Origin of the sequence: Chelativorans composti (assembly GCF_039541695.1) — a bacterium.
Classification (GTDB): domain Bacteria; phylum Pseudomonadota; class Alphaproteobacteria; order Rhizobiales; family Rhizobiaceae; genus Chelativorans; species Chelativorans composti.
Window position 1 is genome coordinate 32,845 of record NZ_BAABGS010000016.1, and the last position, 24,044, is coordinate 56,888.

Below are 24,044 nucleotides of genomic sequence, written 5' to 3' on the forward strand. Positions count from 1 at the left end.
TCGCGAACGTCATTCGCACTTCCTTGCCCCCGCATTTGGACATCACGGCGCCTCACCAAATCCCCTGCCTCGTTCAGCTGGGCTACCCATCCTTCTGCTCACTGAGCCTCGTTCCTCTCACTGTGCTCCTGTGTCACTGCTCCCTGGAAATGATCGTTATATCGGTTGAATCGGGCCGGTTGACCGGGGCGATACTCTGGCAGCCTTGTACCAGCGTGGAAAGCTGAAAATGAGCGCGCGGCAATTTTCCATCCTGCGCAGGCGGTCATTTCCGGTTCCTCGCCGAACCCTTTTTCTCGGGCCGGCGCAAAGGACTGTCTTCCTTGCCTTCCGCCCAGTCTCGATAGAGTGCGGCCCGTCCGAGCAGCATCAGCGTCACCGGCGTCGTGACGGTGACGAAGATGCCGATGAGGATTTCGTGAATGACGGGACGGCCCTGCAGCCAGGTGAACAGGATCATGGACGCCATGACAACGCCGCCCGTTCCCCAACTGGTGCCGAGCGTCGGGGCATGAATCCGGTCGTAGAAGCTGCGCAGGCGCATGAGGCCGATGGTGCCGACCAGGGTGAGGAAGCTCCCCAGCAGCATGAAGGCGGAGATGACGATGGCGAGCCAAACCGGCATGTCCTGGATGGCGCTCATTCGATTACCTCACCGCGCATGAGGAACTTGGCGAGCGCCAGCGTGGCGACGAAGCCGAGGGCGCCGATGATGAGGGCGGCCTCGAAGTAGATGTCGGTGCCTGTCCGCATACCGAAGAGCATCAGCTCGATCATGCCGCAGACATAGAGGGAGTCGAGAGCGAGCACCCGGTCCTGCGCCCGCGGGCCGCGCAGCATGCGCGCCGTGGCGAGAACCATCGCCACCGCGACGGCGATCTGCGAGATCAGAAGCGACCAGCTCAGGATCATGGCACTCATTCAAAAATCTCCATCAGCAGGTACTCATACCGGTTCTTGATGAGATCGATCCAACCCTGCTCGTCCACCAGGTCGAAAACATGGATCACGAGCGTATCCCGCCGCTCGCTATAGTCGAGCCAGGCCGTTCCCGGTGTGCTGGTTATGATAACGGCAAGTACCGCGAGGCCGGTGGGATCGCGGAGTGCGAGCGGAATGGTCACGAAGCCGGAGTGCCGTTTGTGGTTGCCCTCATTCAGGATCAGGCGGACAACCGCAGCGTTGGAGCGGATGATGTCCGCCAGCACGATGGCGATCAGCTTCGGAATGAGAATCCAGCGCCGCAGGCGCGGCGTGGATGGCTGCAGCGCGTGCAGTCCCTGCGCCGCCAGCAGCGACACGATCGTACCCAGGATGAACTGCCCGGGCGTGAAGCCGGCCAGCGCCATCCACATCAGGATGAGGCTGACGATCAGGAGGGGATAGGGAATCACGCGGCTCACTGGACACCTCCCCTGTTTCCGGGCACGGCCTGCATCGCGTTCATCACGGCATTGATATACGCATCCGGCGAATGCAGGTCATCTGCCGTCGCTGTCATGAAACGCATGGCCGGACCCGCACCTATGGTCAGTCCCACGGTCACGAGCAGCAGGGCGATCACGGGGGCGATTTCGACCAGCAGGACACGTGGAACCACGCCCTCGATAGGCGCCCAGAAGGAGCGGATGCCTGCGCGGCTCAGCGCGATCAGCGAAGCGAAGCCGGACAGGATCAGGGCGCCAGCCAGCCACGAGGCCGAGGAGCGGATCGGCTCTTCGCCCAGGGTTTCCGGCTCGAACATCGCCGACAGCATGGCGAACTTGGCGAGGAAGGCGGAGAAGGGCGGCAGTCCGGCCAGCAGCATCGTGCAGATGCCGAAGCAGAAGCCCAGAATAGCCAGCGTCTGGGGGATGGCGATGCCTACCAGGGCCTCGTTGAAGTCTTCCTCCTCGTCAGTGTCCTCACCGAATGCTTCGAGCGTGACGGCGAGGATGTTGGCCGCCGGGTCCTGTCCGCGTTCGATCAGCTCGATCAGCATGAACAGCGCGCTGATGGCGGCGGTGGATGTGACAAGGTAGAAGAGCGCTCCGGCTGTCACTCCGTCGTTGGCGAAACCGACAGCGGCCAGGAGCGTGCCGGAGGAGATGAGTACGGAATAGCCGGTGAGCCGGCCCAGGGCCTGGGATGCAAGGACGCCGATCACGCCGAACAGGATGGTCAGCATGCCCGCCAGGAAGAGCAATTCGGCACCAAAGCCCGAAGAGCCGCCCGCCTTGACGCCGAAGAACAGCAGCGACAGCCGCAGCAGCACGTAGATGCCGACCTTGGTCATGATGGCGAAAATGGCGGCCACGGGCGCGGCAGCAGCCGCATAGGCATTGGGCAGCCAGAAATTGAGCGGCCAGATGCCGGCCTTGATCAGGAAGGCGATGCCAAGAATGGCCGCTCCAGCCTCGGCGATCGGGCGGCTCTGGTAGTCCAGCCCTCCGAGAAGGATGGAGAGCTGCGCCATGTTGAGCGTGCCCGTCTCGCTGTAGATCATCGCAACGCCGATCAGGAACAGCAGCGAGGCCACCAGGTTGATGACGATGTAGTGCATGCCCCACTTGATGCGGGCAGCGCCGGAGCCATGCAGCACCAGGCCGTAGGAGGCGGCTAGAAGCACCTCAAAGAAGACGAACAGGTTGAACAGGTCGCCCGTGAGGAAGGCGCCGTTCAGCCCCATCAGCATGAACAGGAACAGGCTGTGGAAGTGCGTGCCCGCCCGCTCCCAGCGCGCGGTGGCGAAGATGAAGGACGGCAATGCCAGGACCGACGTCAGGCACACCATGAGGGCAGACAGGCGGTCGAGCACGAGGTTGATCGCGATCGGCGACGGCCAGTTGCCCAGAAGATAGACCTCGACGGCACCCTGGCCTTCTCCACCGGCATGGGCACGGTCGAGCATCAGGATCGAAACGACCAGCAGCAGCGCGCACGCAAGGATGGTGAGCGTGTCCTTGAGCAGCCGCTCGCGTTCGTCGAACAGCAGCAGCAAAGCCCCCGCCACGAGCGGGATCAGGATGGGCGTGATGATCAGGTGAGAGGGGCTGAGTATCATCTTTCTGGCTCGCGTCCATCCACGTGGTCGGTACCGGTAATGCCGCGCGAGGCGAGCAGAACCACGAGGAACAGCGCCGTCGTGGCGAAGCTGATCACGATGGCCGTCAGGATCAGGGCCTGCGGCACCGGATCGGCATAGTTGGCGGGGTCGATCTCCGCGCCCTTCTCGACGATCGGGGCGGCGTTCATGCGCAGCCGTCCGGTCGAGAAGATGAAAAGGTTGACCGCATAGGACAGCAGCGACAGCCCCATGATGACCTGGTAGGTGCGCGGCCGGAGGAGGAGCCACACGCCCGAGGCAACGAGAATGCCGATTGCAAGGGACAGCAGGATTTCCATCAGACCCGCTCCTCCGTTTCAGCCTTGACCGCCCGCGCACGATGGCTGCGGATCGACTGGTGCGCGATCGCGATGAGCATCAGCACCGTCGCGCCCACCACCAGCAGGAACACGCCAAGGTCAAACATGAGTGCGCTGGCGACGGGGATCTCACCGATCACGTCCAGATGGAGGTGCCGGTAGAACGAGGTGAGGAAGGGATAGCCGAACAGCCACGCCCCCATGCCGGTGAATGCCGAAATCAGAAGACCCAGGGCGATCCAGCGGACCGGCAGGATGCGCAGGCGATCCTCCACCCAGCGGGTGCCGCCGGCCAGATACTGCAGAAGGAAGCCGATGGCCATGGTCACGCCCGCCGCGAACCCGCCACCCGGCAGATCATGGCCGCGGAAGAAGAGGTAGAGCGCCAGGGTGATGATCGCCGGGAACATCCAGTTCATGATGACGGACGGGATGCGCATGAAGTCATGCACGGTCTCGCCGGGCTCGCGTTCCTGCTGGGCATCGTCATAAGCGTTTTGGATGCGCTGCTGTTCCGGGACCTCGATGCTGTCGGGGGCCGGGCGGAAGCGGCGCAGCAGTGCGAAGACGGTCAGCGCCACGATGCCGAGCACGGTGATTTCGCCCATCGTGTCGAAGCCGCGGAAATCCACCAGAATGACGTTCACCACGTTGGAGCCGCCGCCGCCGGAATAGGCGTTCTGGACGAAGAAGTCGCCAATCGACGGAGCGGGCGTGCTCGACATGACCGCAAAGGCGACGATGGCCATGCCCAGGCCGCTGACGACGGCGATGAAGAAATCGCGGTTGCGGCGCAGGCGGTCGGCAATACGGGTGCCGTTGTCGATTTCCTCAAGGCGTTTGGGCAGCCAGCGCAGGCCCAGGAGGATCAGAACCGTCGTGACCACCTCGACCACGAGCTGGGTGACGGCCAGGTCCGGTGCGGAGAACCAGACGAAGGTCATGCAGGTAACCAGCCCCGCGCCGCTGATCAGCACGAGGGCGGCGAAGCGATGGTACTTGGCCAGCCACGCGGCGCCCACCGCGCAGGAAATGCCGACGGCCCAGAGGATGCCGAAGGCCGGATCCAGCCGCTGGATGCGGGTGATGTCACTCAGGAAGCCGCTTTCAAACAGTGGCCAGGTCCCGACCACCAGCGTCATCACCACAACGATGCGCAGCTGCGGCTGCAGGCGCCTCGTGCCGAGATTGGCCTCGATCCAGCGTGCCCAGCGCCATGAGACGGTGACGAGAATGCGGTCGAAAATACGCTGGCCCTTGAGCCAGCGCAGGCCCGGCGGATCCTCGGGTGAGGTCGCCAGATAGCGGCGCAGCGCCAGATAGAGCAGGATGCCCGCAGTGAAGGCGATCGAGCTCATGATGAGAGGCAGGTTGAAGCCGTGCCAGACCGCGAGGCTGTAGGAGGGCGTGCGTTCGCCAAGGACGGCAACGACGGCCGTATGCAGATAGGGCCCGATGGTCAGGCCGGGGATGATGCCTACCAGGAGACACGCGAGCACGAGCAGCTCGATCGGCAGGCGCATCCAGTGCGGCGGCTCGTGCGGCTCCTTGGGGAGATCCGTCGCCTTCGGGCCGAAAAAGACGGCGTGGATGAAGCGGATCGAGTAGGTCACCGCGAAGGCGCTCGCCAGGGTGGCAATGTAGGGCGTGGCGTGATCGAACCAGGAGTCGCGATACTCGATGATGGTCTCGGCGAAGAACATCTCCTTGGAGAGGAACCCGTTCAGGAGCGGCACGCCGGCCATGGAGGCCGCGGCCACCATCGCCAGAGTTCCGGTGATCGGAAGCGCGGTGAACAGACCGCTCAGCCGGCGCATGTCGCGCGAGCCCGCCTCGTGGTCGATGATGCCCGCCGCCATGAAGAGCGATGCCTTGAAGGTGGCGTGGTTCATCATGTGGAAGATGGCCGCGACGGCGGCGAGCGGGCTGCCTAGGCTCAGAAGGGTGGCGATCAGGCCAAGGTGGCTGATGGTGGAATAGGCGAGAAGCCCTTTCAGGTCCTGCTGGAAGATCGCGAAGTAGGCGCCGATCAACAGCGAGGACATGCCGGCGAAGCCCACGATGTAGAACCACTGGTCCGTACCGGCCAACACCGGCCAGAAGCGGGCAAGCAGGAACACGCCCGCCTTCACCATGGTGGCCGAATGGAGGTAGGCCGAGACGGGCGTGGGCGCGGCCATCGCATTTGGCAGCCAGAAGTGGAACGGGAACTGCGCGCTCTTGGTCAGAGCACCGGCGAGTATGAACAGGAGCGCCAGGGAATAGAGGCTGCTGGAGCGGATCTCGTCGCCGGAGGAAAGGACGGCGTCCAGATCATAGCTGCCGACGATGTAGCCGATCAGGATCATGCCGAGCAACAGAAGAAGCCCGCCGGCGCCGGTAATGATGAGCGACATGCGCGCGCCTTCGCGCGCGTTCGCGTTATGGTGCCAGTAGCCGATCAGCAGGAAGGAGAAGATGCTGGTCAGCTCCCAGAAGACAGAAATCAGGATCAGGTTTCCGGCGATGACCACGCCCTGCATGGCGCCCATGAAGCAAAGCAGGAAGGCGTAGAAGCGCGGCACCGGATCGTTCGGCGACATGTAATAGCGCGCATAGATGACCACGAGCAGGCCGATCCCGGACACCAGCATCGTGAACATCCAGGCAAAGCCGTCCATGCGCAGCAAGAAGTTGAGGCCCAGTTCCGGCATCCACTTGATTTCCCGCCGGATGACGCCGCCGTCCTCGACGTAAGGGTAAAGCATCACGCCGATGACGAAGGCGGTGAGGGCGACGACACCGGACAGCCACGCCTCCGTGTTGCGCGCGTTCACGGGCTGCATGGCGGCCAAAATCGCTCCCAGGAAGGGCAGGAAAATCAGGAAAAGGAGCGCATTCTCATGGAACATCGATGTGGCACAAACAACTTACCTGCGACAGAAGAACGAAAAAACCTTGTCCGTGGCTAACGTCCGTTCTGCCGATTGTGACTCAGGCACGTTCCAGGAAAAACATCGCCCCCCGAAACATTTCCCTCCGGCATCACGCGCCAGCCAACGGCGCTTCAACAGGTGGAGCCCTCGGAGCGCACTGGCCATTCCGTCGTTCGCACAGGAATGTCGGTTTTTCCAGCCGCGGACAAGCCGTATTCCGGCAGGGAACCTCAAATTCAGGATTGGCCGCGGGAAGAGCCACCGGATCAGGGCCGGCAGCCAGCTCCATCGAGGGCGAGGCCTTTTCGTCAGGAGACCGCAATATCTTCCGGAAGGAGGAAGGCGCGACAAGACCGCTGACGGGCGAGCCGTGTTCCACTCCGGTCCGCTTGGTTGCGGGCAGGAACGTGGTAGCCTGGCTGCAAAGGGTCGCAAGGCAAACAAGCACCATCGCCAGGAAGCCTGACGCAATAATGATGTGGGAATGGCGGTGCTTGTCCGCGTGCCGCAAGGGACCTCCGATTTGCGCTTGATGATCACACTATGTGAAGCGGAGTCGTGTGACAGTCAACATTCATTAATCTAATACGGAATTATGATCGAACAGTTAGAAAAAATGCGGATGACGCATGAAAAATTGTCTCTTGCCCGGGACCGGTGACGGGGCCGGAATCCGCGCAACGGGGATGGCATCGGACTAGCCGCCATGGACAGGCTTGAATGTGACCGCATGTTCGTCGCTGTCATGGATACGGGCAGCTTCACCAGGGCCGCGGCCAAGCTGGGCACGACCTCGGGACAGGCATCCAAGCTCGTCGCCAGGCTGGAGGCGGAACTCGGGGTGCGGCTGCTTAACCGCACGACGCGCGCGGTCTCTCCGACCGAGGCGGGCCGGGCCTATTACGAGCGGCTGCGGCAACTGCTGGAGGCCTATGACGAGCTGGATCTTTCGGTCCGCAACACGTCGCAGACGCCGCGGGGAAGACTGAGGATCACCGCACCGCTCACCTTCGGCACGGCGGAGCTGGCCCCAGCGCTCTCGGAATTCGCCGCGATCTATCCGGAAATCTCGCTGCATGTCAGTTTCGAGGACAGGCTGGTCAATGTGGTGGACGAGGGGTTCGACGTTGCCATCCGCGTCGGGAAACCGGCGGATTCGACCCTGATCGCGCGGCGGCTCTGCGATGTCAGGATCGTGACGGTAGCTTCCGAACGCTATCTCGAAGAACGAGGCGAGCCGCGGAAGCCTGAGGAACTCGCCGGACACGAGTGCATGATCGACACCAACTTCCGCGATCCTTATCGCTGGCCCTTTCAGGATGCCACAGGAAAGACATACTCCGTGCCGGTGAGCGGAAGGCTCTGCTTCTCAAACGCGGAAGCCTGTCTCAGGGCAGCGGAACTCGGATTGGGAATAGCGTATCTCCCGGCCTTCGTCGCGGCGAAAGCCTTCGACGCAACGCACCTCAGGCCCATCCTTGCGGGCTACAGCCTGACGTTCAGCATCTTCGCCCTTTATCCGCACAGCCGGCACCTCGCCGCCAGCGTGCGCGCGCTCATCGACTTTCTCGCCGATCGCTACAAGGCTGAAATGGACTGGCCCGTGGCGCAGGGCTGACTGCTTCCATATCGGATGCAATCATCTTCCGTAGCGGTGGATTATCATCCAAATGAAAGAATGCCATCTTATGCGCATGACAAGGCGGCCATGGAGACCGGCGCCGCAACGAAAGGAACCAACGAGATGGCGAATATCAGCACTTCGGCAACGGGCGAGTCGTCCTTCATCAGTGGCGTGGCGAACGCGGATCTCGCGGCGTTTATCCTGCGCGTGACGAATGGCATCTTCTTCATTCTTCATGGCGGACTGAAGCTGTTCGTGTTCACTCCGGCGGGTACGGCGGGCTTCTTCGAGAGCATCGGGTTCCCGGGCTTTTTGGCGTATCCTGTGATCGCCATCGAGATTCTGGGCGGCATTGCGCTGCTGCTGGGCGTGTGGACGCGCTCAATTTCGCTTGCGCTTGCTGTTGTTCTGCTCGGCACCATCTATGCGCCGCATGGAGCGGCCGGCTTCTTCTTCTCGAACCCTGGCGGCGGCTGGGAATACCCGGCTTTCTGGGCGATTACGCTGGTGGCTCTCGCGCTGCTCGGCAACGGGGCCTTCGCCGTACAGCGCAACCGCGCGTAACGCAGGCTGGTACGGGCAAGGTTCCCCGCGGAACCGCCCGTACCCCTGACTGTTCCTCGAACATTGAAGCATCAGAACGGCTGCCCGCCGCATGGCGGTCAGGCTCAACGGTCGCACGCCGAAAGGAGCGTGGAATGCTGGTGAACGGACAATGGGTGGCGGACTGGCAACCCGTGCAGGCCACCGACGAGAAGGGCGGCTTTGTCCGCCAGACCTCGACCTTCCGCAACTGGGTCACGCCCGACGGCGGTCCCGGGCCAACCGGAACGGGCGGGTTCAAGGCAGAGCCTGGTCGCTATCATCTCTATGTGGCGCTGATCTGCCCCTGGGCTTCGCGCACGCTGATTGCCCGGAAGCTCAAGAAACTGGAGGACGTCATCTCCGTTTCCGTCGTCAGTCCGGTGATGACGCCGCAGGGGTGGCGCTTTGGCGACTACCCTGGCGCCACGGACGACGAGGTGAACGGCAGCACCTACATGCACGAGATCTACACCAAGGCCGATCCGCACGTGACCGGACGGGCCACCGTGCCGGTCCTGTGGGACAAGAAGCACGAAACCATCGTCAACAACGAGTCAGCCGACATCGTGCGGATGATGAATTCCGGCTTCGGCGACCTGGCTGACGGGTCCGTGGACCTCTATCCGGAGGATCTCCGGGCAGAAATCGACGCGCTCAACGGGCGGATCTATCCGGCGCTCAACAACGGTGTTTATCGCGCCGGATTTGCGACGACGCAGGTCGCCTATGAAGAGGCGTTCCGGGACGTGTTCGCGATGCTGGACGAGCTGGAGGAACGGCTCGCCGATGGCCGGCGGTTCCTGTTCGGTGATCGCTTCACGGAGACGGACATACGGCTGTTCGTGACGCTCGTGCGGTTCGATGCGGCCTATTACGGGCTCTTCAAATGCAACCTGCGGCGCATCGCCGACTATCCGCACTTGAGCCGCTACGTGCTGAGGGTGATCGACATCCCCGGCGTGCGGGAGACTGTGAATATCGGACACATCAAGGCCGGATACTATTCGATCAAGGCCCTCAACCCCACCGGTATCGTGCCGCTCGGACCTGAGCTGCCGTTCTAAGCCTGGGATAATGCCTGTGGGCGCGGTGACGGCTCAGCGGTTGAGCGTTTCGATGATGCGGCAGTCGGCGATCGGCCCGTGGGCATGGTTGACCATGCGGTCGAGCTCCTGCTTGAGTTCCGTGAGATCGGCGATCTTGCGCTCCACCTCTTCCAGGTGAACCCGCGCGATCGCGTCCACGGCCTCACAGGACTGGTTCTTGTTGTCGGACATCGCCAGCATCGCCCGCACCTGGTCGAGCGAAAAGCCAAGCTCGCGCGCGCGGCGGATGAAGTGAAGGCGCCGCAGGTGCGACTCCTCGTAGGCGCGGTAGTTGCCGCCAGTGCGAGCCGGTGGCGGCAGAAGCCCACATTTCTCATAGAAACGTATCGTTTCGACCCTCACGCCCGTTTCACGGGCCAGATGGCCGATGGTCATTGGGCGGGTCATCGCCATATGTTTCCTCCCGTGATACTGCGTCAGTGTAGACCTTTTGCGCGCGAGCGTCGAGGCTTGACCCTGTAGCGACTACAGGGTCTATATGCCCTGCCATGCGAAGACACGGTGCGACAGGGCGGCACCGTTCAGATGGGTGCGCGCAGCGGAAGTCCGCGGCCGCAGCCCGGGGAAGGTGGTATGGCAGTTCCTGTTTCCTACAAGATGCACGTCGAGGGCATGGATTGCGCATCCTGCGCATCCAAGATCGAAACGGCGCTGAAGCGCCTGCCCGGTGTGAGCGACATCGAGGTGAACCCCACGACCGGTCTGCTCAGGCTCGATCTCGACGAGGACCGCACCAGGCTTGCGGATGTCACATCGCGCATCAGGATGCTCGGCTATACGCCGCACGCAGAAGATCATGGGCACGGTCGTGATGGCGGTGGCGGCGCACATCGGCACTTTCATGACCACAGCGACGTTGATGGGGCGTGGTGGAAGGGACGCAAGGCGAGGCTGGTGTTGCTGACCGGACTGCTGTTCGCGCTGGCCGCCTCCACCGCCTGTTTCCTGCCGGAACACGAAACCGTGCTTTATGCGGTGGCGGCGGGGCTCAGCGTCCTGCCATTCCTGCGCCGCGCCATAGCCGGCGCGATGCTCGGCGCGCCATTCTCCATCGAAATGCTGATGAGCGTTGCGGCCATCGGCGCAATCATCATCGGCGAGGCGGCGGAGGCTGCTGCCGTGGTGTTCCTCTTCGCCGTCGGCGAGCTTCTGGAAAACGTGGCCGCCGGAAAGGCAAGGGCAGGGATCAAAGCGCTGGTCAACCTGGTGCCCCGTACGGCGCGACGGGAAGGGCCGGACGGCGCTGTCACGGAAATCCCGGCTTCGGAGCTCAAGGTGGGAGAGGTGGTGCAGGTACGCTCCGGCGACCGGGTGCCTTCGGACGGCGAGATCATCGAAGGACGGTCTCAACTCGACGAGTCGCCGGTGACGGGCGAGTCGATACCGGTGGCGAAGGTCGAGGGCGATGCCGTCTATGCGGGCAGTGTCAACAGTAACGGGGTGCTGCGCGTGCGCATCACCCGCACTGCCGAGGACAACACGATCGCGCGGATCATTCACCTGGTTGAGGAGGCACAGCAGAGCAAGGCGCCGACAGCGCGATTCATCGACCGGTTCGCCGCCCGCTATACGCTCGCCGCGATGCTGCTCGCCCTGCTCATCGCTGTCGTGCCGCCGCTCCTCATCGGCGCCGATTGGGGCACCTGGATCTACCGGGGACTCGCGACCCTGCTGATCGCCTGCCCCTGCGCGCTGGTGATTTCCACACCGGCGGCGATCGCCTCGGCGCTTGCGGCTGGCGCCCGCCGCGGGCTTCTCATCAAGGGCGGCGCGGCGCTGGAAACACTGGGGCACGTCAAGACGGTCGGCTTCGACAAGACGGGAACGCTGACGGTCGGGCGGCCGCGCGTGACCGATGTGGTGGCGCTGGCCGGAACCGAGGACGAGGTGCTGGCGAAGGCGGCAGCCGTCGAAAGCGGCTCCAGCCACCCGCTGGCGCAGGCGATTCTTGCGGCGGCAGCGGAGCGGCGGCTCGATGTTCCGCGCGCCTATGGCGCGGTGGAGCTTTCCGGGAAGGCGGTGCGCGCCCGACTGCGAGACGGGTTCGTGAGCGTCGGTTCTCCGAGATTCGCGGACGATGAGGGCCTGCTCGACGAGGTCGCGCGGCAGCGTATTGCCGTGCTGGAAGGGCAGGGCAAAACCGTGGTTGCCGTTACCGAAGGCGGGCAGCTCGCCGGCCTTATCGCCCTGCGCGACACATTGCGCGAGGATGCGGCCGATGGCATTGCCAGACTGCGGGCGCTCGGCGTGCAGGCGATCATGCTGACCGGCGACAACGCGCGGGCGGCGCGCGCTGTGGCGGCCGAACTCGGCCTCGACGTGCAGGCGGAGCTGCTGCCGGAGGCGAAGCTTGCGGCGATCCGCGGGCTCAAGGAAAAGGGTCCGGTCGCCATGGTGGGCGACGGCATCAATGATGCGCCGGCGCTTTCGGCCGCCAGCGTGGGCGTTGCCATAGGCGGCGGTACGGACGTGGCGCTGGAGACTGCGGAAGCGGCTATCCTCAAGGACCGGGTGACCGGCGTGGCGGAGCTGGTGAGGCTCTCGCGCGCCACGCTCATCAATATCCGGCAAAACGTGACCATCGCACTCGGGCTCAAGGCCGTCTTTCTCGTCACGACGCTGGCGGGCATGACTTCGCTGTGGATGGCCATTCTGGCGGATACGGGTGCCACGGTTCTGGTGACGGCCAATGCCTTGAGGCTGCTGGTGATCCGCCCGGAAAAGAAGGGATAGGGTGAGTCAGGCGGGCAGCCTGGCTCTTGATCAGCGGGTTGGCGAGAAGCAACTGCCGACCAGGGAAGACTGGCGCCGAGTGGACGAAGGAAGGGCTCTGCGATTCCAGCGACTGCGGGTAGCAGGATTGAAGATTGGGCCGGGGTGGAGGACTGACGTCTTCCATCCCGGCATAGTGTCCGGGCTGGCTCACGCTTTCAGATGCGAGCCGCGCCGGCGCTAGCACTCTTCCTTGTTGGCCTGAGCGGCCATGGTCTCATCGCCTTCCTGCTGGGCTTCAACGTCCTGCTGGGACATGGCGCGGTTCGTGCCGGTCTGGTCGGCGTCGCTGCTTTGCAGAGGCATATTGCTGCCGTCCTTCTGGACGGGCGCGGCGGCCGACTGGTCCTGCTGGCCCGCAGCCGGAGCATTCTGGTCCTGTTGCGTTACGTTAGAGGAAGCCTGGCCATGCGCATCTGCATCGGCGCCGGGCAGAGCGGGGTGCGTCTGCGCTGCGTCAGGCGCGGCAGCCTGGCGGTCGGGCGATGCTTCCAGCGGGGCGGTGGAACCGTCCTTTGGCGGGGCCTGGAAACTGCCCGCTTGGCCAGGCGGGGCGGTCTCGCCCGCCGCCGGCGGGTTGACGGAGGAGGTCGTGTTGATGTCCAGGCACTCAGCGAATGCCGCGCCGCCAGACATTAGCAGTGCGATTGCGCCGATGGAGGCAAGCTGTTTCATTCCGGTCATATCGGTTCCTTTCCCATTGCCAATCAGGATGACGGGCTTGCCTGTCCAACCTTTCCGGCAGCCGGATGTTCCAATACTTCGGTCGATCGGAACCAACGGCGGGGATCCGGCGAAGCGCGGAACGCATACGCAGACGGGATGTGTTTTCTGCAAGCGGGCCAAAAAAATCGCGGCGGGCTCAAGCAACCTGCCGCTTTGAGGCGTTGGGGAGGTCTGAAACCGCAGTCCGGCTATTCAGTGATCGGACGATCATTCTCGTCCAGAATCGGTACGTTGTATTCTAGCAGGATCCGATTGATCTCGTGCTGGTTTTCCTGAATGAAGCGGTTGAGGGTTCGCTTCCATTCCTGGTCAGACGGGCGTACACCCATGGTGATGCGGTAGGTCATCCGCGAGCTGTCGGTCTCCTTCAGCAGCGGGACCATGACCAGCTCCTCGGGTGCGTTTTTCACGTAATAGCCGGCCATCGGCCCCCACACGGCGGCGGCGTCAATCTCGCCGGCGATCAGGTCATCGACCATGCGGGCGGCGGCAGGCTTGACCAGGCGGGTATCGACGACCAGCGGATAGATCTTGGCCGTCTTCATCAGTCCGGCCTTGGTCAGACTCGTGCCGGGCGGGGTCGTGTCCACGACGCCCACGCGCTTGCCGGCAAGTCGCGGGTCGCTCAGCGTGTCGACGCCGTCAAGATCGCTACCCTTCTTGTAGATCAGCACATAGGCCGAACGATAATAGTGGTTGGTGTTCTGCACAAGCTCGTCACCCTGGGGATAGCCCATGATGACGTCGCAACGGTTGGCGCGCAGCGTGTTGCGCACGAAACCCGTGGCCATCGGATACCAGACATAGCGCACGGACTTGCGGCCAAGCTTTTCCGCCAGCAGGTCGGCGATCTTGTTCTCGAAGCCTTCCTTCTGCTCGTTCGAGAAAGGCATGTTCGCCGGGTCGGCGCAAACGCGGAGATGGTCGGGATCGACCAGTTCCAGAAGGGCGCGCACGTTGCGGTTTTCCGCGCCAACGGGCGTTGGCGCGAGAAACTGGATCAGGACACTGAAGCCTGCCGCTAGGAGAGAGCCCACTGCGAGGCGTCTCCACAGTCTCCGGTTGTCGGAATGGGGCAGGCGTCCGGTCTCAGGCATGATCAGCCTTCCATGCAAGCGCGTTCGGCTTCAGTTGCAGCAGCCGGCTTGTCTTCACGCTTCGGCGGGCGGCCGCGCGGAAGATCGCCGACGGCGCGGGCGCGAAGATAGATATACAGATCGTCAATATAGCAGTAGACGTTCTTGTTATCGCCGAAAGCGGGCATTACGCTTTCCTTGCCTGCGCTCAGGTTTTGACGGCCTCCCGCCACGATGGCAATGAAGGTGCCGTAGTCCATGTCCTTCAGGGACTGGGCCAGCGCCGGCGCATAGGTGGAGCCCACGCCATCCGGGCCGTGGCAGACGTGGCAGTCGGAATGATAGCGGCGATAACCGCTGAACGTATACCAGTCGACGGTGCCATCCTCCTTGATGTTGAAGGTGGGGGTCCCGTCAGCGTCGAAATATTTGCCGTCCTCGTTGGTCACCGCCTTGGCGGCTTCCTTCGAGTCCTGGGCGTAGGCTGGAAACAGAGCAACTGCAGTCAGAAGAAGTGCCGAAACGGCTGCACGAATTGGCATTTTCGCCTCTTGTTAGTGGGACTTAGGTTGGGAAAGCCCGGAGAACCGGGCTTTCCGCGCTAAAGACGCCAAACCTGGCCGCCCATTCGGCAGCTTAGTCAGGAAGGGCGAAAACCGTCAGCTGACCGCCGAGGGTCGTGTAGTCAGCCAGAGCGGCATAACCACCCACGGCACCCAGACCCGCCGTTCCGATAGCCGTGTCAGCATCGGTCGGAGCGCGTTCGCCCGCGACGGCCTGCTGCCACGCCTCGGCGCCTTCCTGCTGCAGAAGACCACCGGCGAGACCGATACCGGCCCAACCGCCAACACCGGAGAGAACGGCGATGTACTGCTTGCCGTTGTGCTCGTAGGTGTTCACGTTGCCGATGATGCCGGACGGAGTCTTGAACTTGAACAGCTCATTGCCATCCAGGTCGACGGCCTTCAGGTAACCCTCAAGGGTACCGTAGAAGACCACGTCGCCAGCCGTGGCGAGGGCGCCGGACCAGACCGAGAACTGCTCGGGCTTGGACCAGACGATCTTGCCCGTGGCAGCGTCATAGGCGATGAAGTTGCCCATGCCGCCGTGGCTGCCCGGAGCCGGATACATGGACACCGTCGCGCCAACGTAGGGCTGGCCCGCCGTGTAGCTCACGCGATACGGCTCGTAGTCCATGCAGACGTGGTTGGTCGGCACGTAGAACAGCTTGGTCTTGGGCGAGTAGGCTGCCGGCTGCTGGTCCTTGGTGCCAAGGGCCGCCGGGCAGATACCCGTCGTGTTGGTGTCCTCGCCGTTCTGGTGCGTGGAGTACTGGGCCACGACCTGCGGACGGCCGTACTGGTCGCTGTTGGGATCCATCTCGACGTGAGACGCCCAGTTCACGACCGGGTCATACTTCTCGGCAACGAGAAGCTCGCCCGTCTCGCGGTCCAGCGTGTAGGCAAAGCCGTTACGGTCGAAGTGGACGAGAGCCTTGCGCGGCTGACCGTTGATTTCCAGGTCATCCACGAGGATGGTCTCGTTCACGCCGTCGTAGTCCCACTCGTCATGGGGGGTCATCTGGTAGACCCACTTGGCCATGCCTGTGTCGGCGTCACGCGCGAAGATGGTCATGGACCACTTGTTGTCGCCAGGACGCTGCACCGGGTTCCAGGTCGACGGGTTACCGGTACCGTAATAGATGAGGTTCAGCTCGGGATCGAAGGCGTACCAGCCCCAGGTGGTACCGCCACCGGTCTGCCACTGGTCACCCTCCCAGCTCTCGAGGCTGGAGTTGGGACCAACCGGCTTGCCGAGATGGGTGGTCTGCTCCGGATCCATGAGCACCTCATCATCCGGACCCGTGGAGTAGGCGCGCCAGGCCAGCGAACCGTCCTTCAGGTTGTAGGCGGTCACGTGGCCGCGAACACCGAACTCACCACCCGAGATGCCGACGAGCACCTTGTCCTTGAAGACCATGGGCGCCGAGGTGCCGGATTCGCCGAAGGAGCCGTCCTTCTCGCGGCCGTTCACGACGGACCAGACAACTTCGCCGGTCTTCGCATCGAGCGCGACGAGGGTCGTGTCAGCCTGGTACTGCAGGATCAGCGCCGGACGATCGCCTTCGGCCGGGGCGTAGGCAACGCCACGGTTCACGGTGTCGCAGCACATGATCGGAATGACGTTCGGATCCTGCTTGGGTTCATACTTCCAGAGGATCCGGCCATCGTTATTCAGATCAAGCGCGTATACGATATTCGGGAATGGCGTATTGAAGTACATCACGCCATCGATCACGAGCGGCCCGCCCTCATGTCCGCGCAGAACACCCGTGGAGAACGTCCAGGCCACCCGAAGGTCCTTGACGTTGTCCTTGTTGATCTGATCAAGCGGAGAGTAACGGGTATTGGCGTAGTCGCCTGTCGGCATAACCCAGTTTTTCGGGTTTTTCGACATTTCATGCAGCGCTTCATTGGCGTAGGCCCCTACGGAGCCGCACATCAGCGCAGCCAATGAAACTATTGCTGTAGTCCTGAGCACACGCATTAAAGTCCTCCCGACGGTCAGGTGTGAAATCGCCACGCCGGCTCTCCCCAGCACAGCATGCGATTCTTTTGTCAGGGGAATATTTCCGGCAGCGTGTCACGACCGAAGCCGAGTGAGCAGCGGGCACCTATAGCTGCCCACCCCACTTGGCCTACGAGAGACAGACTTCGCTCCCTAAACGAAGTTGTCCTTTGAAGCCGGAAACAAGGTCAGATTATGACATAAAGTCACAGGGGGCAAGGGGTAAAAGTCCATGTAGATTATTGCAATGCAGCATAATATTTTTGCAATGCAAAAAGACTTGCGTTTTTCTATTGGATTATTTGGAGCAGAATAACATTTCCAGTAATGGTCATTATGTGTTTTTCACCCTGGTGCAATGGGATATGCTGACCAACGCATGAATCCGGATCTACTGGCGGAGGAGAATGTAGATCGATGACCGACCTTAGGAGAATGTTCGTCCTGGCAGGGGCGATGGCGCTGGGGCTTGCGACAACGTCTCCGTCGCGGGCAAACGACTATCCAACGGTTGCCGTTGCCGACTATGTGGTCGGCTGCATGATCAGCAACGGCGTTTCGCGTGCCGCGCTGGAGCGGTGCTCCTGCTCGATCGACGTCATCTCGACGCTGCTAACTTACGATGACTACGTCAGGGCCGAAACGTTCGCGCGGATGTCGCTGACCACGGGAGAGCGCAGTGCCCTTTTCCGTGAGACGGCGCCGGCACGGCAGGCGGTGACCACGCTGCGCCGGGCGCAGGCCGAGGCGGACATACGCTGCTTCTAAAGCTGTCCAGGGTCCTGGAAAGAGACCCTGGCCGCGGGCTGCGTCCCGTTCTGCCGCTGCGGATGGAGGTTCAGTTTCCGGCTTGCCCGGGTGGCTTCCAGACGGCGCGCGGCTCAGATCCTGCGCGGCCCGTCAGGATTTGCGCATTCCCATTTCACGACCTTGTATTCGGGATGATTTCCGATCCATTCGGCAATGTGGACCTGAGCATGCGTCATGCAAGCCTTCTGGGTGCGGTTGGCCAGCAGGATGTGTTCCGTCCGGCAGACGCTCGTATCGCTCGCCAGGCACACCGTGAGGACAAGATCTACCCAAGTCATGGCGACCTCCGCCCCGCGAGGGGAAGAAAAGTGATGATCATGCGTGGATCAACTGGGGTGCCCTCGCAGTTCCACACATGCGAAACTAGGATTCGCTCTGCAGAGCGTCAATGGCCCGATGCCTTGCCGGCATCAGCGACAATTCTTCGCCCGTGGCCAGCTTGACTTCCGTCAAATGGTCGATAGTTGTGAAGTGTTCTAGGGGATGCCAGTTGGGGGCATCCTGTTCTCCAAGGGGCACCTCCAAACAACAAAGGTAGAGAGGAAATGTTCAAACAAAAACTCACGCTCGCGCTTCTGCCTATGGCAGTGCTGCTGACCGGGCCGGCCCATTCTCAGGATGTGGCGGCGGGCGAGAAGGTCTTCGCCAAGTGCAAGGCCTGCCATGTCGCCGACACGGATCAGAACAAGGTTGGTCCCAGCCTGTTGAATGTCTTCGGCAGAACGGCTGGTACCCACGAGGGGTTCAAGTATTCGCCGGCCATGGTCGAGGCGGGCCAGGGTGGTCTGGTCTGGGACGAGGAGACTCTCGCCAAGTTTCTCCACAACCCCAAGGACATGGTGCCCAAGACCAAGATGGTGTTCCCCGGCCTCAAGAAGGAAGACGAGATCACCAATCTTCTTGCTTACCTCAAGCAGTTCAGCAACTGATCTTCCGGCATCGGTCGGACGACATCAAACCGTGCCGGGATCATTCCAGGCACGGTTTTTTCATGCAACACGCGAGCATGCGGGTCACGCGCGCCGCGGACAAGCCGACGCGCCGGGACGGGGCGAGGCCCGCGCCAAGTTTCAAGACGTAACATGAACAGCAGCCGGGCCGCCAGCAACCAGACACGGGACGCGCACCAACCCATGCCGCCCGGGCGCTGCGCCCAAACGGGAGATGGCCTGTCGTACCCGGCTCAGCTCCTGTCGTTGAGCAGAGGCAGGATGGAGTTCGCCAGGCGGTATAGGCGCTGCTCGATGATTGTCGGAACCTCGCAGACGAAGGTGATGGACTGGTTGCGGTCCTGGAAGGCGCGGGCGGTGAAATTCACCTGTTCCCGGCGGCGCTCCAGCTCGGCGGTGTCCACATCCGGCTTGTCTGAAAGTTCCTCGAGTTCCGCGAGTTCCTTGCGGATGGAATCGGCCAGGGCGATCTGGCGCTTCGTGAAGCGCTCGATGCTGATCATCACGTCCGAGCGTTCGCGGTTCATCAGGTCAAACAGCCCCCGGACGACCATCAGCAGGCGCTGGTCACGCTGGTCCGGAGGGAGCTTTTCGGCAAAGTCGCGAATTTGCTGTTCCGCCTCCTCCAGGGAGATGCGCCGTTGGGCGACCTGCCGGACGAGGTTGGAAATCTCCCGATCCTCCGGCCATTTCGAGGCTTCCTCCGGAAGGGCGGGACCGTTCCAGATCTGCGGCAGCGACAGTTCAGGCACCTTGCGCTGGACGCAGGGCCAGAAATCCTCGTCGGCCGCAGCCGAGGACTGCTGCTGGGCGGCAGCGGCGGACGTGAACAGCACCAGAAGCGACAAGGCGATGGCAGGCTTCCGTATGCGTGAAGTTGTCATGAAGCTCCTCCTGACGCCGGCTTTCTCGACATGAGACCGCGCGATGGATCGTAGGCGAGAACCGCGGCGGCGAGAAATGCGAGCGTGCATCCCGTAACGACAACGAACGATGTCCAGTGAAACTGACCATACATAGCAAAGCGGATCAGTTCCACTGCATATGTAAAGGGATTCGCCTGGCAAATCTTGTGCAGGAGCGGGCTCGATTCCTGGATGCGCCAGAGCGGGTACAGCGCCGATGAGGCGAAATACATCGGAAATATCACGAAGTTCATGACGCCGGCGAAGTTCTCGAGCTGCTTGATCAGCGACGAAAGCAGCATGCCCAGGGAGCCCAGCATCAGGCCGGCCAGGAACAGCGCCGGCAGGGCGAAGAGATAACCCGACACCGGCGGCTTGACGCCCCAGAACCAGGCAATCGCGAGAAAGATATAGACCTGCGCCACCGACACCGCGACGCCGGCCAGCAGCTTCGAGACCAGCAGGAACCAGCGCGGGAAGGGGCTGATCAGCAACGTGCGCATGTTGCCCATTTCGCGGTCGTAGACCATCGAGAGGGACGATTGCATGCCGCTGAAGAGCAGGATCATGCCGGCGAGGCCCGGTGTGATGTAGACTTCGTAGAGCACATAGGTCCTGTAGGGCGGCACGATCGAGACGCCCAGCACTTGGCGGAAGCCCGCGGCGAAGATGAAAAGCCAGACAAGCGGACGGACGAGGGAGGAAATGAAACGCTCCCGCTGGTGCAGGAAGCGCAGGGCCTCGCGGGCGAGAATCCCGCGCATGCAGATGAGATAGCGGTAGAGGCCATAGGGCCTGGAAAGGGGCTCCGCCACCGTAACAGGCTTCATCTTGACGTTCATGGCATGTCCTCCTCCGGAACCCCGGTTCCGATGGACGGCGCGCGGCAAAGCCGGTTGAACGCTTCTTCCACGGTAGAAGAGCCGGACTGGGCGAGAACGGCCTCGAGCGGGCCTGCGGCCATCACCCGGCCCTGACGCAGCATCACCGCATGGTCGGAGAGTTCGACCTCGTCAATCAGGTGGGTCGCCCAAAGGACGCTGATGCCCTTTTCTGCCACAAGCCTGCGGATGAAGCGGACGATGCTCGCGCGGGACTGGATGTCGAGGCCGACGGTCGGTTCGTCCAGCAGCAGGAGCGGCGGTTCATGCAGCAGGGCGCGCGCGATCTCCACGCGGCGCATCTGGCCGCCGGACAGGGAGCGCACCTTGTCCTTCATACGGGAAGCCATCTCCACGGTTTCCAGCACCGCTTCGATCCGCCGGTTGGTCTCGCGCCGGTCGAGGCCGTGCAGGGCGGCGTGGTAGGCAAGGTTCTGGCGGACGCTCAGGTCAAGGTCGAGGGTGCGCGACTGGAAGACGATGCCGATGCGGCGCAACGCCTCGCGGGACTGGCGGCCGATGTCGTAGCCGAAAATCCGGATCGAGCCCTTCTGGACGGCAAACAGGCGGCTGATCAGCGAAAAAAGGGTGGTCTTCCCGGCACCGTTCAGGCCGAGCAGCATCGCGATGGAGCCGGCCGGAACCGAAAAGCTCACATCCGTCAGGGCCGGGGTGCGACCATAGGAATGGCTCACGCCCTGGACTTGAATGGCAGCGGTGGTGTCCTCGACCGGAATTGGCTGAACATGCTCCATTTGCTTGTGCGGATGGCGGCCGTGCGAAGCGGCCGCCATCGGCTCCTGTCACTTGATCGTAATGGTACCCTTCATGCCGCGGCCTTCAAGGTCGGCGACGTACCAGGTGTGGATGCCCGGACGCACGGCGACGAACTGGACCTGAATCGTGCCCTTCGCGTCGAACTCGAGCCAGGCCGGAGCGCCGTTCATGTGGACCTCGAGATCGTCAATGACGATCTGATTCATCCAGACGTTGCGGAAGAGGTCCGTGAAGAACTTGTACTCGAGGTTGCCCTGGGACGTGATCTTCCAGCGATAGGCCTGACCGGCAACGAGCTCGAAGTCCGTCTGGTTGACGGCAAAGTCATCGTCGGCCGAACCGAGGATCAGTTCCGGAACGTCCTTGCTGGCGCGGCTTACCTGGGTGGTCTGAGCTTGCGGAGCATCATCATCATCGTCGTCATCGTCGGCCATGACCGGCTGGATATGCAGCGTGGCCGCGATGGATGCCGCAAGCAGAGCATACAGATATTTGCGCATCAAGTCCTCCTCTTCGCTTCAATCTGGTTGTTATGTGTCCCGGACGTCCTGTCCGTTGCAGCGGCGGGGGGAGACCCGCCGCTCATCCAGCGTCGCCGCTAGTTCGGGGAAACCACGACGCCCCACGGCTGCTCGCCGACCGTGACGGACTTGATCGGTTCGTCCGTCTCCACGTCGATGAAGGTCACGTCGTTGGAAATGCCATTGGTGCTGATGATGTATTTCTGGTCGGGCGTGAACGCGAGCTGCCAGACGCGCTGGCCTACCAGCACATATTTCTTCACCTCGTAGGTGGCCGTATCCACCACAGCGACACGGTTGGCAGGACCGAGCGCCACATAGGCCTTGGAGCCGTCCTTGCTGATGCGCACGCCGACCGGCTGGATCGACTCGGGCCTCAGGCCCGGGATGTCGAAGGTGATCTTGTGCTTGATCTCGCGCGTTTCGTTGTCGATCACGGAAACCGTGCCGCCGATCTCGGCGCTCACCCAGACTTCCGATCCGTCCGGCTTGAACTCCGCGAAACGCGGACGGGAGTCGACCAGCACGTTGTGCGTGATCGTGTGGGTCTCCGTGTCGATGAAGTGAGCCATGTTGGTCGTTTCGGACGTGTTGACCAGGGTCCTGCCGTCCGGGCTGATGCCCATCCCCTCAGGCTCCACGCCGACCGGGATCTCGATGATCACGCGCTTGCTTTCGACGTCGATGACGGTCACGAGGTTGTCATCCTCGTTGGCCACGTAGAGCGTCTTGCCGTCAGGAGACAGGACGAAGAGCTCCGGGTCCGGACCCGAGGGAAGCGTTCCCACGATCTGGTTGGTCTCGGTGTCGATGATTTCCACCGTGTCATCGTCGCTGGCGCAGAGATAGACGTACTTGCCGTCATGCGAGATCGTGATGCCGCGCGGCCGCTGGCCGACCTGTATCGTCTCGATGACCTCCATCGTGTCCGTGTCGAGGATGGAAACCGTGTTTCCCCGCTCGTTCGATACGTAGGCCTTGTAGGCCAGCGCGGGCGTCGCCGTGGATGCCATCAGCGATACCGCGAGAAGCGGCAGGTATCGTCGCATGTATTCCTCCCTGTTGCGTTTGTCCGTTGCAGGAACCCCCGTTTGCGCTGCTCAGAACCGGCAGGACGTTTCGGGCTCGTCTATGCCGAGTGTGTCCAGTTCGGACACCTGATGCAGGTAGCCTTCCTGCGGCGAGGTGGAGACGACCTGGCTGCTGTCGCCGAGGAAAACCGGCTGGCGCAATTGCTGGTTCCACTTCCTGTAGGTCAGCCGCTGGCCGCGGAAGGCAGCAACCTGGAACTCGGGCGAGCGGATGAAGTCGGCGAGCTTCGCCGGATCGCCGCTCTGGGTGCGTGTTGCGGCCTCGCCGACGCTGCGCACCGCCGTCCAGGCGTTCATGTCAATCGAGTTCATGCGGCGGCCGATGGTCTTCTCGAAACGGTTCTGAATCTGTGTGCCACCCCATTGCTCACTGGCGGGATGCCAGGAGGAGGGCCGCAGGCCTGCGCTTCCCGCCACCGGACGCGGAACCCAGGTGCGATAGGGCAGGTAACCGCCGAAGACCTCGCTTTCATCCGCCGCGAGGATGACGTCATGCTCCGGCAGATCCTGCGTGAAGACCGGCATCATGCGCTGGATCTGGGTCACGCCCGTGTCGGTACGGCGGGCCGTGCCGGTGTCCTCGAAAAGCTTTTCGGCGACGATGTTGCCGCCGAAGCGCTCGGCCGCGCGGCGCAGCGCCTCGGCGAAGAGCTGGTCGGCCTCATGGGAGCCGTAGATCAGCACCCAGCGCGGCCACTGCTTCCACATCAGATACTGGGCCAGGCCGTCAGCCAGCATGGAATAGGTGGGCGCGGTGTGAAACACGTTGATGCGGCAGTTCTCCTCGCGCAGGGAATCCTCGCGGGAAGCCACGTTGAAGATGATGATGCCCTGGTCGCGGCCGGCATCGGCGACCGCAAGAACCTGATCCGCAGGCAGATCCACCAGCACGAACTGGGCGCCGTTCGCCACCATCTGCCGGAAGGGTTCAAGGGCGTCGTCGCCGGGCTTGATCTCCACCACGTCGAGCGTGAACTTCTGGCCGAGGAAGGAACCGGTGGTGTTGTTGTCGTCGATGGCCACGCGCGCGCCGGCCACGCCGTTGTCGGGCGGCGGAATGTCAAGAACCGAAAGCGCCAACTGGGGTTCGTAGGCCCGGAGGTAACCGATCCTGATCTCGACGGGCTCCTGGCCGCCCGCTGCGCTCGGTGACGATTGCGCGTGCGAATGGGTTACGTTCAGGACCAGCAGGAGAACGGAAAGGAACGACAGAAACAGACTCGGCACTCTTCTCATGGTCGCAACAGACCCTCTGCGAAAAGGACAACTTCGCAGCCCATCGAGTTGGAAAGGTGCTTGGGTTCACTGTAGTCGGCGGGGGGTGTTTGGCAA

24 protein-coding genes are annotated in these 24,044 nt (G+C 62.7%); 6 read left to right on the forward strand and 18 right to left on the reverse strand.

The window, feature by feature from the left end:
* Positions 1 to 265 precede the first annotated feature (265 nt).
* From mnhG to ABD906_RS04635, 6 genes are read right to left on the reverse strand one after another with little or no spacing between them, the layout of a single operon-like run.
* Complete coding sequence (gene mnhG / locus ABD906_RS04610; RefSeq protein ID WP_165277156.1) at positions 266 to 643, reverse strand: monovalent cation/H(+) antiporter subunit G; 378 nt, start codon at positions 641 to 643, stop codon at positions 266 to 268.
* Entirely contained in the window at positions 640 to 921 is a 282-nt protein-coding gene (locus ABD906_RS04615; protein ID WP_165277155.1) for a K+/H+ antiporter subunit F, read from the reverse strand. Before ABD906_RS04615 ends, mnhG begins: the two co-directional genes overlap by 4 nt.
* Positions 918 to 1,403, reverse strand: a complete 486-nt coding sequence (locus ABD906_RS04620; RefSeq protein ID WP_165277154.1) for a Na+/H+ antiporter subunit E — start codon at positions 1,401 to 1,403, stop codon at positions 918 to 920. The genes ABD906_RS04615 and ABD906_RS04620 overlap by 4 nt, the downstream gene beginning before the upstream one ends.
* On the reverse strand, positions 1,400 to 3,043 hold the full coding sequence (locus ABD906_RS04625; protein WP_345098438.1) for a monovalent cation/H+ antiporter subunit D: 1,644 nt from the start codon (positions 3,041 to 3,043) through the stop codon (positions 1,400 to 1,402). The genes ABD906_RS04620 and ABD906_RS04625 overlap by 4 nt, the downstream gene beginning before the upstream one ends.
* Positions 3,040 to 3,384: a Na+/H+ antiporter subunit C gene (locus tag ABD906_RS04630; protein WP_165277152.1), complete on the reverse strand. Its 345-nt coding sequence runs from the start codon at positions 3,382 to 3,384 to the stop codon at positions 3,040 to 3,042. Before ABD906_RS04630 ends, ABD906_RS04625 begins: the two co-directional genes overlap by 4 nt.
* Positions 3,384 to 6,296: a monovalent cation/H+ antiporter subunit A gene (locus ABD906_RS04635; protein WP_165277151.1), complete on the reverse strand. Its 2,913-nt coding sequence runs from the start codon at positions 6,294 to 6,296 to the stop codon at positions 3,384 to 3,386. The genes ABD906_RS04630 and ABD906_RS04635 overlap by 1 nt, the downstream gene beginning before the upstream one ends.
* 730 nt (positions 6,297 to 7,026) lie before the next feature.
* Between ABD906_RS04635 and ABD906_RS04640 the strand changes: the two genes are divergently transcribed.
* From ABD906_RS04640 to ABD906_RS04650, 3 genes are all read left to right on the forward strand, one after another.
* On the forward strand, positions 7,027 to 7,938 hold the full coding sequence (locus ABD906_RS04640; protein WP_165277150.1) for a LysR substrate-binding domain-containing protein: 912 nt from the start codon (positions 7,027 to 7,029) through the stop codon (positions 7,936 to 7,938).
* Positions 7,939 to 8,064: 126 nt separating this feature from the next.
* The gene (locus ABD906_RS04645) at positions 8,065 to 8,508 is read left to right on the forward strand and encodes a DoxX family membrane protein (protein WP_165277360.1); all 444 of its coding nucleotides are present in this window, start codon (positions 8,065 to 8,067) and stop codon (positions 8,506 to 8,508) included.
* 134 nt (positions 8,509 to 8,642) lie between these two features.
* Entirely contained in the window at positions 8,643 to 9,593 is a 951-nt protein-coding gene (locus ABD906_RS04650; protein WP_165277149.1) for a glutathione S-transferase C-terminal domain-containing protein, read from the forward strand.
* Between the two features lie 33 nt (positions 9,594 to 9,626).
* Here ABD906_RS04650 and ABD906_RS04655 read toward each other — a convergent pair whose 3' ends face one another.
* Positions 9,627 to 10,022: a MerR family transcriptional regulator gene (locus ABD906_RS04655; protein WP_378187837.1), complete on the reverse strand. Its 396-nt coding sequence runs from the start codon at positions 10,020 to 10,022 to the stop codon at positions 9,627 to 9,629.
* Positions 10,023 to 10,208: 186 nt separating this feature from the next.
* On the opposite strand from ABD906_RS04655, the gene ABD906_RS04660 reads away from it, so the two are divergent.
* Positions 10,209 to 12,368, forward strand: coding sequence for a heavy metal translocating P-type ATPase (locus tag ABD906_RS04660; protein ID WP_345098441.1), 2,160 nt, complete (start codon positions 10,209 to 10,211; stop codon positions 12,366 to 12,368).
* Between the two features lie 219 nt (positions 12,369 to 12,587).
* Here the strand turns inward: ABD906_RS04660 and ABD906_RS04665 are convergent, their stop codons facing one another.
* The 4 genes from ABD906_RS04665 to ABD906_RS04680 all read right to left on the reverse strand — a co-directional run bounded on the left by ABD906_RS04665 (position 12,588) and on the right by ABD906_RS04680 (position 16,711).
* The gene (locus ABD906_RS04665) at positions 12,588 to 13,091 is read right to left on the reverse strand and encodes a hypothetical protein (RefSeq protein ID WP_345098442.1); all 504 of its coding nucleotides are present in this window, start codon (positions 13,089 to 13,091) and stop codon (positions 12,588 to 12,590) included.
* 230 nt (positions 13,092 to 13,321) lie between these two features.
* The gene (locus ABD906_RS04670) at positions 13,322 to 14,230 is read right to left on the reverse strand and encodes a quinoprotein dehydrogenase-associated putative ABC transporter substrate-binding protein (RefSeq protein ID WP_165277145.1); all 909 of its coding nucleotides are present in this window, start codon (positions 14,228 to 14,230) and stop codon (positions 13,322 to 13,324) included.
* A gap of 2 nt (positions 14,231 to 14,232) precedes the next feature.
* A complete protein-coding gene (locus tag ABD906_RS04675; RefSeq protein WP_165277144.1) occupies positions 14,233 to 14,751 on the reverse strand; it encodes a c-type cytochrome, methanol metabolism-related in 519 nt (172 codons plus the stop codon).
* A gap of 94 nt (positions 14,752 to 14,845) precedes the next feature.
* Positions 14,846 to 16,711 carry a methanol/ethanol family PQQ-dependent dehydrogenase gene (locus ABD906_RS04680; RefSeq protein WP_345098471.1) on the reverse strand — a complete coding sequence of 622 codons (1,866 nt, stop codon included), beginning with the start codon at positions 16,709 to 16,711 and terminating at the stop codon, positions 14,846 to 14,848.
* A 483-nt stretch (positions 16,712 to 17,194) separates the two neighbouring features.
* On the opposite strand from ABD906_RS04680, the gene ABD906_RS04685 reads away from it, so the two are divergent.
* Positions 17,195 to 17,545, forward strand: coding sequence for a hypothetical protein (locus ABD906_RS04685; protein WP_345098443.1), 351 nt, complete (start codon positions 17,195 to 17,197; stop codon positions 17,543 to 17,545).
* 113 nt (positions 17,546 to 17,658) lie between these two features.
* On the opposite strand, the gene ABD906_RS04690 is transcribed toward ABD906_RS04685, so the two are convergent.
* Positions 17,659 to 17,865: a hypothetical protein gene (locus ABD906_RS04690; protein WP_165277142.1), complete on the reverse strand. Its 207-nt coding sequence runs from the start codon at positions 17,863 to 17,865 to the stop codon at positions 17,659 to 17,661.
* 303 nt (positions 17,866 to 18,168) lie between these two features.
* On the opposite strand from ABD906_RS04690, the gene ABD906_RS04695 reads away from it, so the two are divergent.
* Positions 18,169 to 18,516, forward strand: a complete 348-nt coding sequence (locus ABD906_RS04695) for a c-type cytochrome (RefSeq protein WP_345098472.1) — start codon at positions 18,169 to 18,171, stop codon at positions 18,514 to 18,516.
* Positions 18,517 to 18,770: 254 nt separating this feature from the next.
* On the opposite strand, the gene ABD906_RS04700 is transcribed toward ABD906_RS04695, so the two are convergent.
* The 6 genes from ABD906_RS04700 to ABD906_RS04725 all read right to left on the reverse strand — a co-directional run bounded on the left by ABD906_RS04700 (position 18,771) and on the right by ABD906_RS04725 (position 23,900).
* Positions 18,771 to 19,421 (reverse strand): hypothetical protein, encoded by a 651-nt coding sequence (locus ABD906_RS04700; protein ID WP_165277140.1) that lies wholly within the window; start codon positions 19,419 to 19,421, stop codon positions 18,771 to 18,773.
* The gene (locus ABD906_RS04705) at positions 19,418 to 20,206 is read right to left on the reverse strand and encodes an ABC transporter permease (protein ID WP_378187840.1); all 789 of its coding nucleotides are present in this window, start codon (positions 20,204 to 20,206) and stop codon (positions 19,418 to 19,420) included. Before ABD906_RS04705 ends, ABD906_RS04700 begins: the two co-directional genes overlap by 4 nt.
* A 74-nt stretch (positions 20,207 to 20,280) precedes the next feature.
* Positions 20,281 to 21,078 carry an ATP-binding cassette domain-containing protein gene (locus ABD906_RS04710; protein WP_165277357.1) on the reverse strand — a complete coding sequence of 266 codons (798 nt, stop codon included), beginning with the start codon at positions 21,076 to 21,078 and terminating at the stop codon, positions 20,281 to 20,283.
* 48 nt (positions 21,079 to 21,126) lie between these two features.
* The gene (locus ABD906_RS04715; protein WP_345098444.1) at positions 21,127 to 21,600 is read right to left on the reverse strand and encodes a cupredoxin domain-containing protein; all 474 of its coding nucleotides are present in this window, start codon (positions 21,598 to 21,600) and stop codon (positions 21,127 to 21,129) included.
* 98 nt (positions 21,601 to 21,698) lie between these two features.
* Entirely contained in the window at positions 21,699 to 22,670 is a 972-nt protein-coding gene (locus ABD906_RS04720) for a YVTN family beta-propeller repeat protein (protein WP_345098445.1), read from the reverse strand.
* Between the two features lie 51 nt (positions 22,671 to 22,721).
* A complete protein-coding gene (locus ABD906_RS04725) occupies positions 22,722 to 23,900 on the reverse strand; it encodes an ABC transporter substrate-binding protein (protein WP_425549980.1) in 1,179 nt (392 codons plus the stop codon).
* Positions 23,901 to 24,044 lie beyond the last annotated feature (144 nt).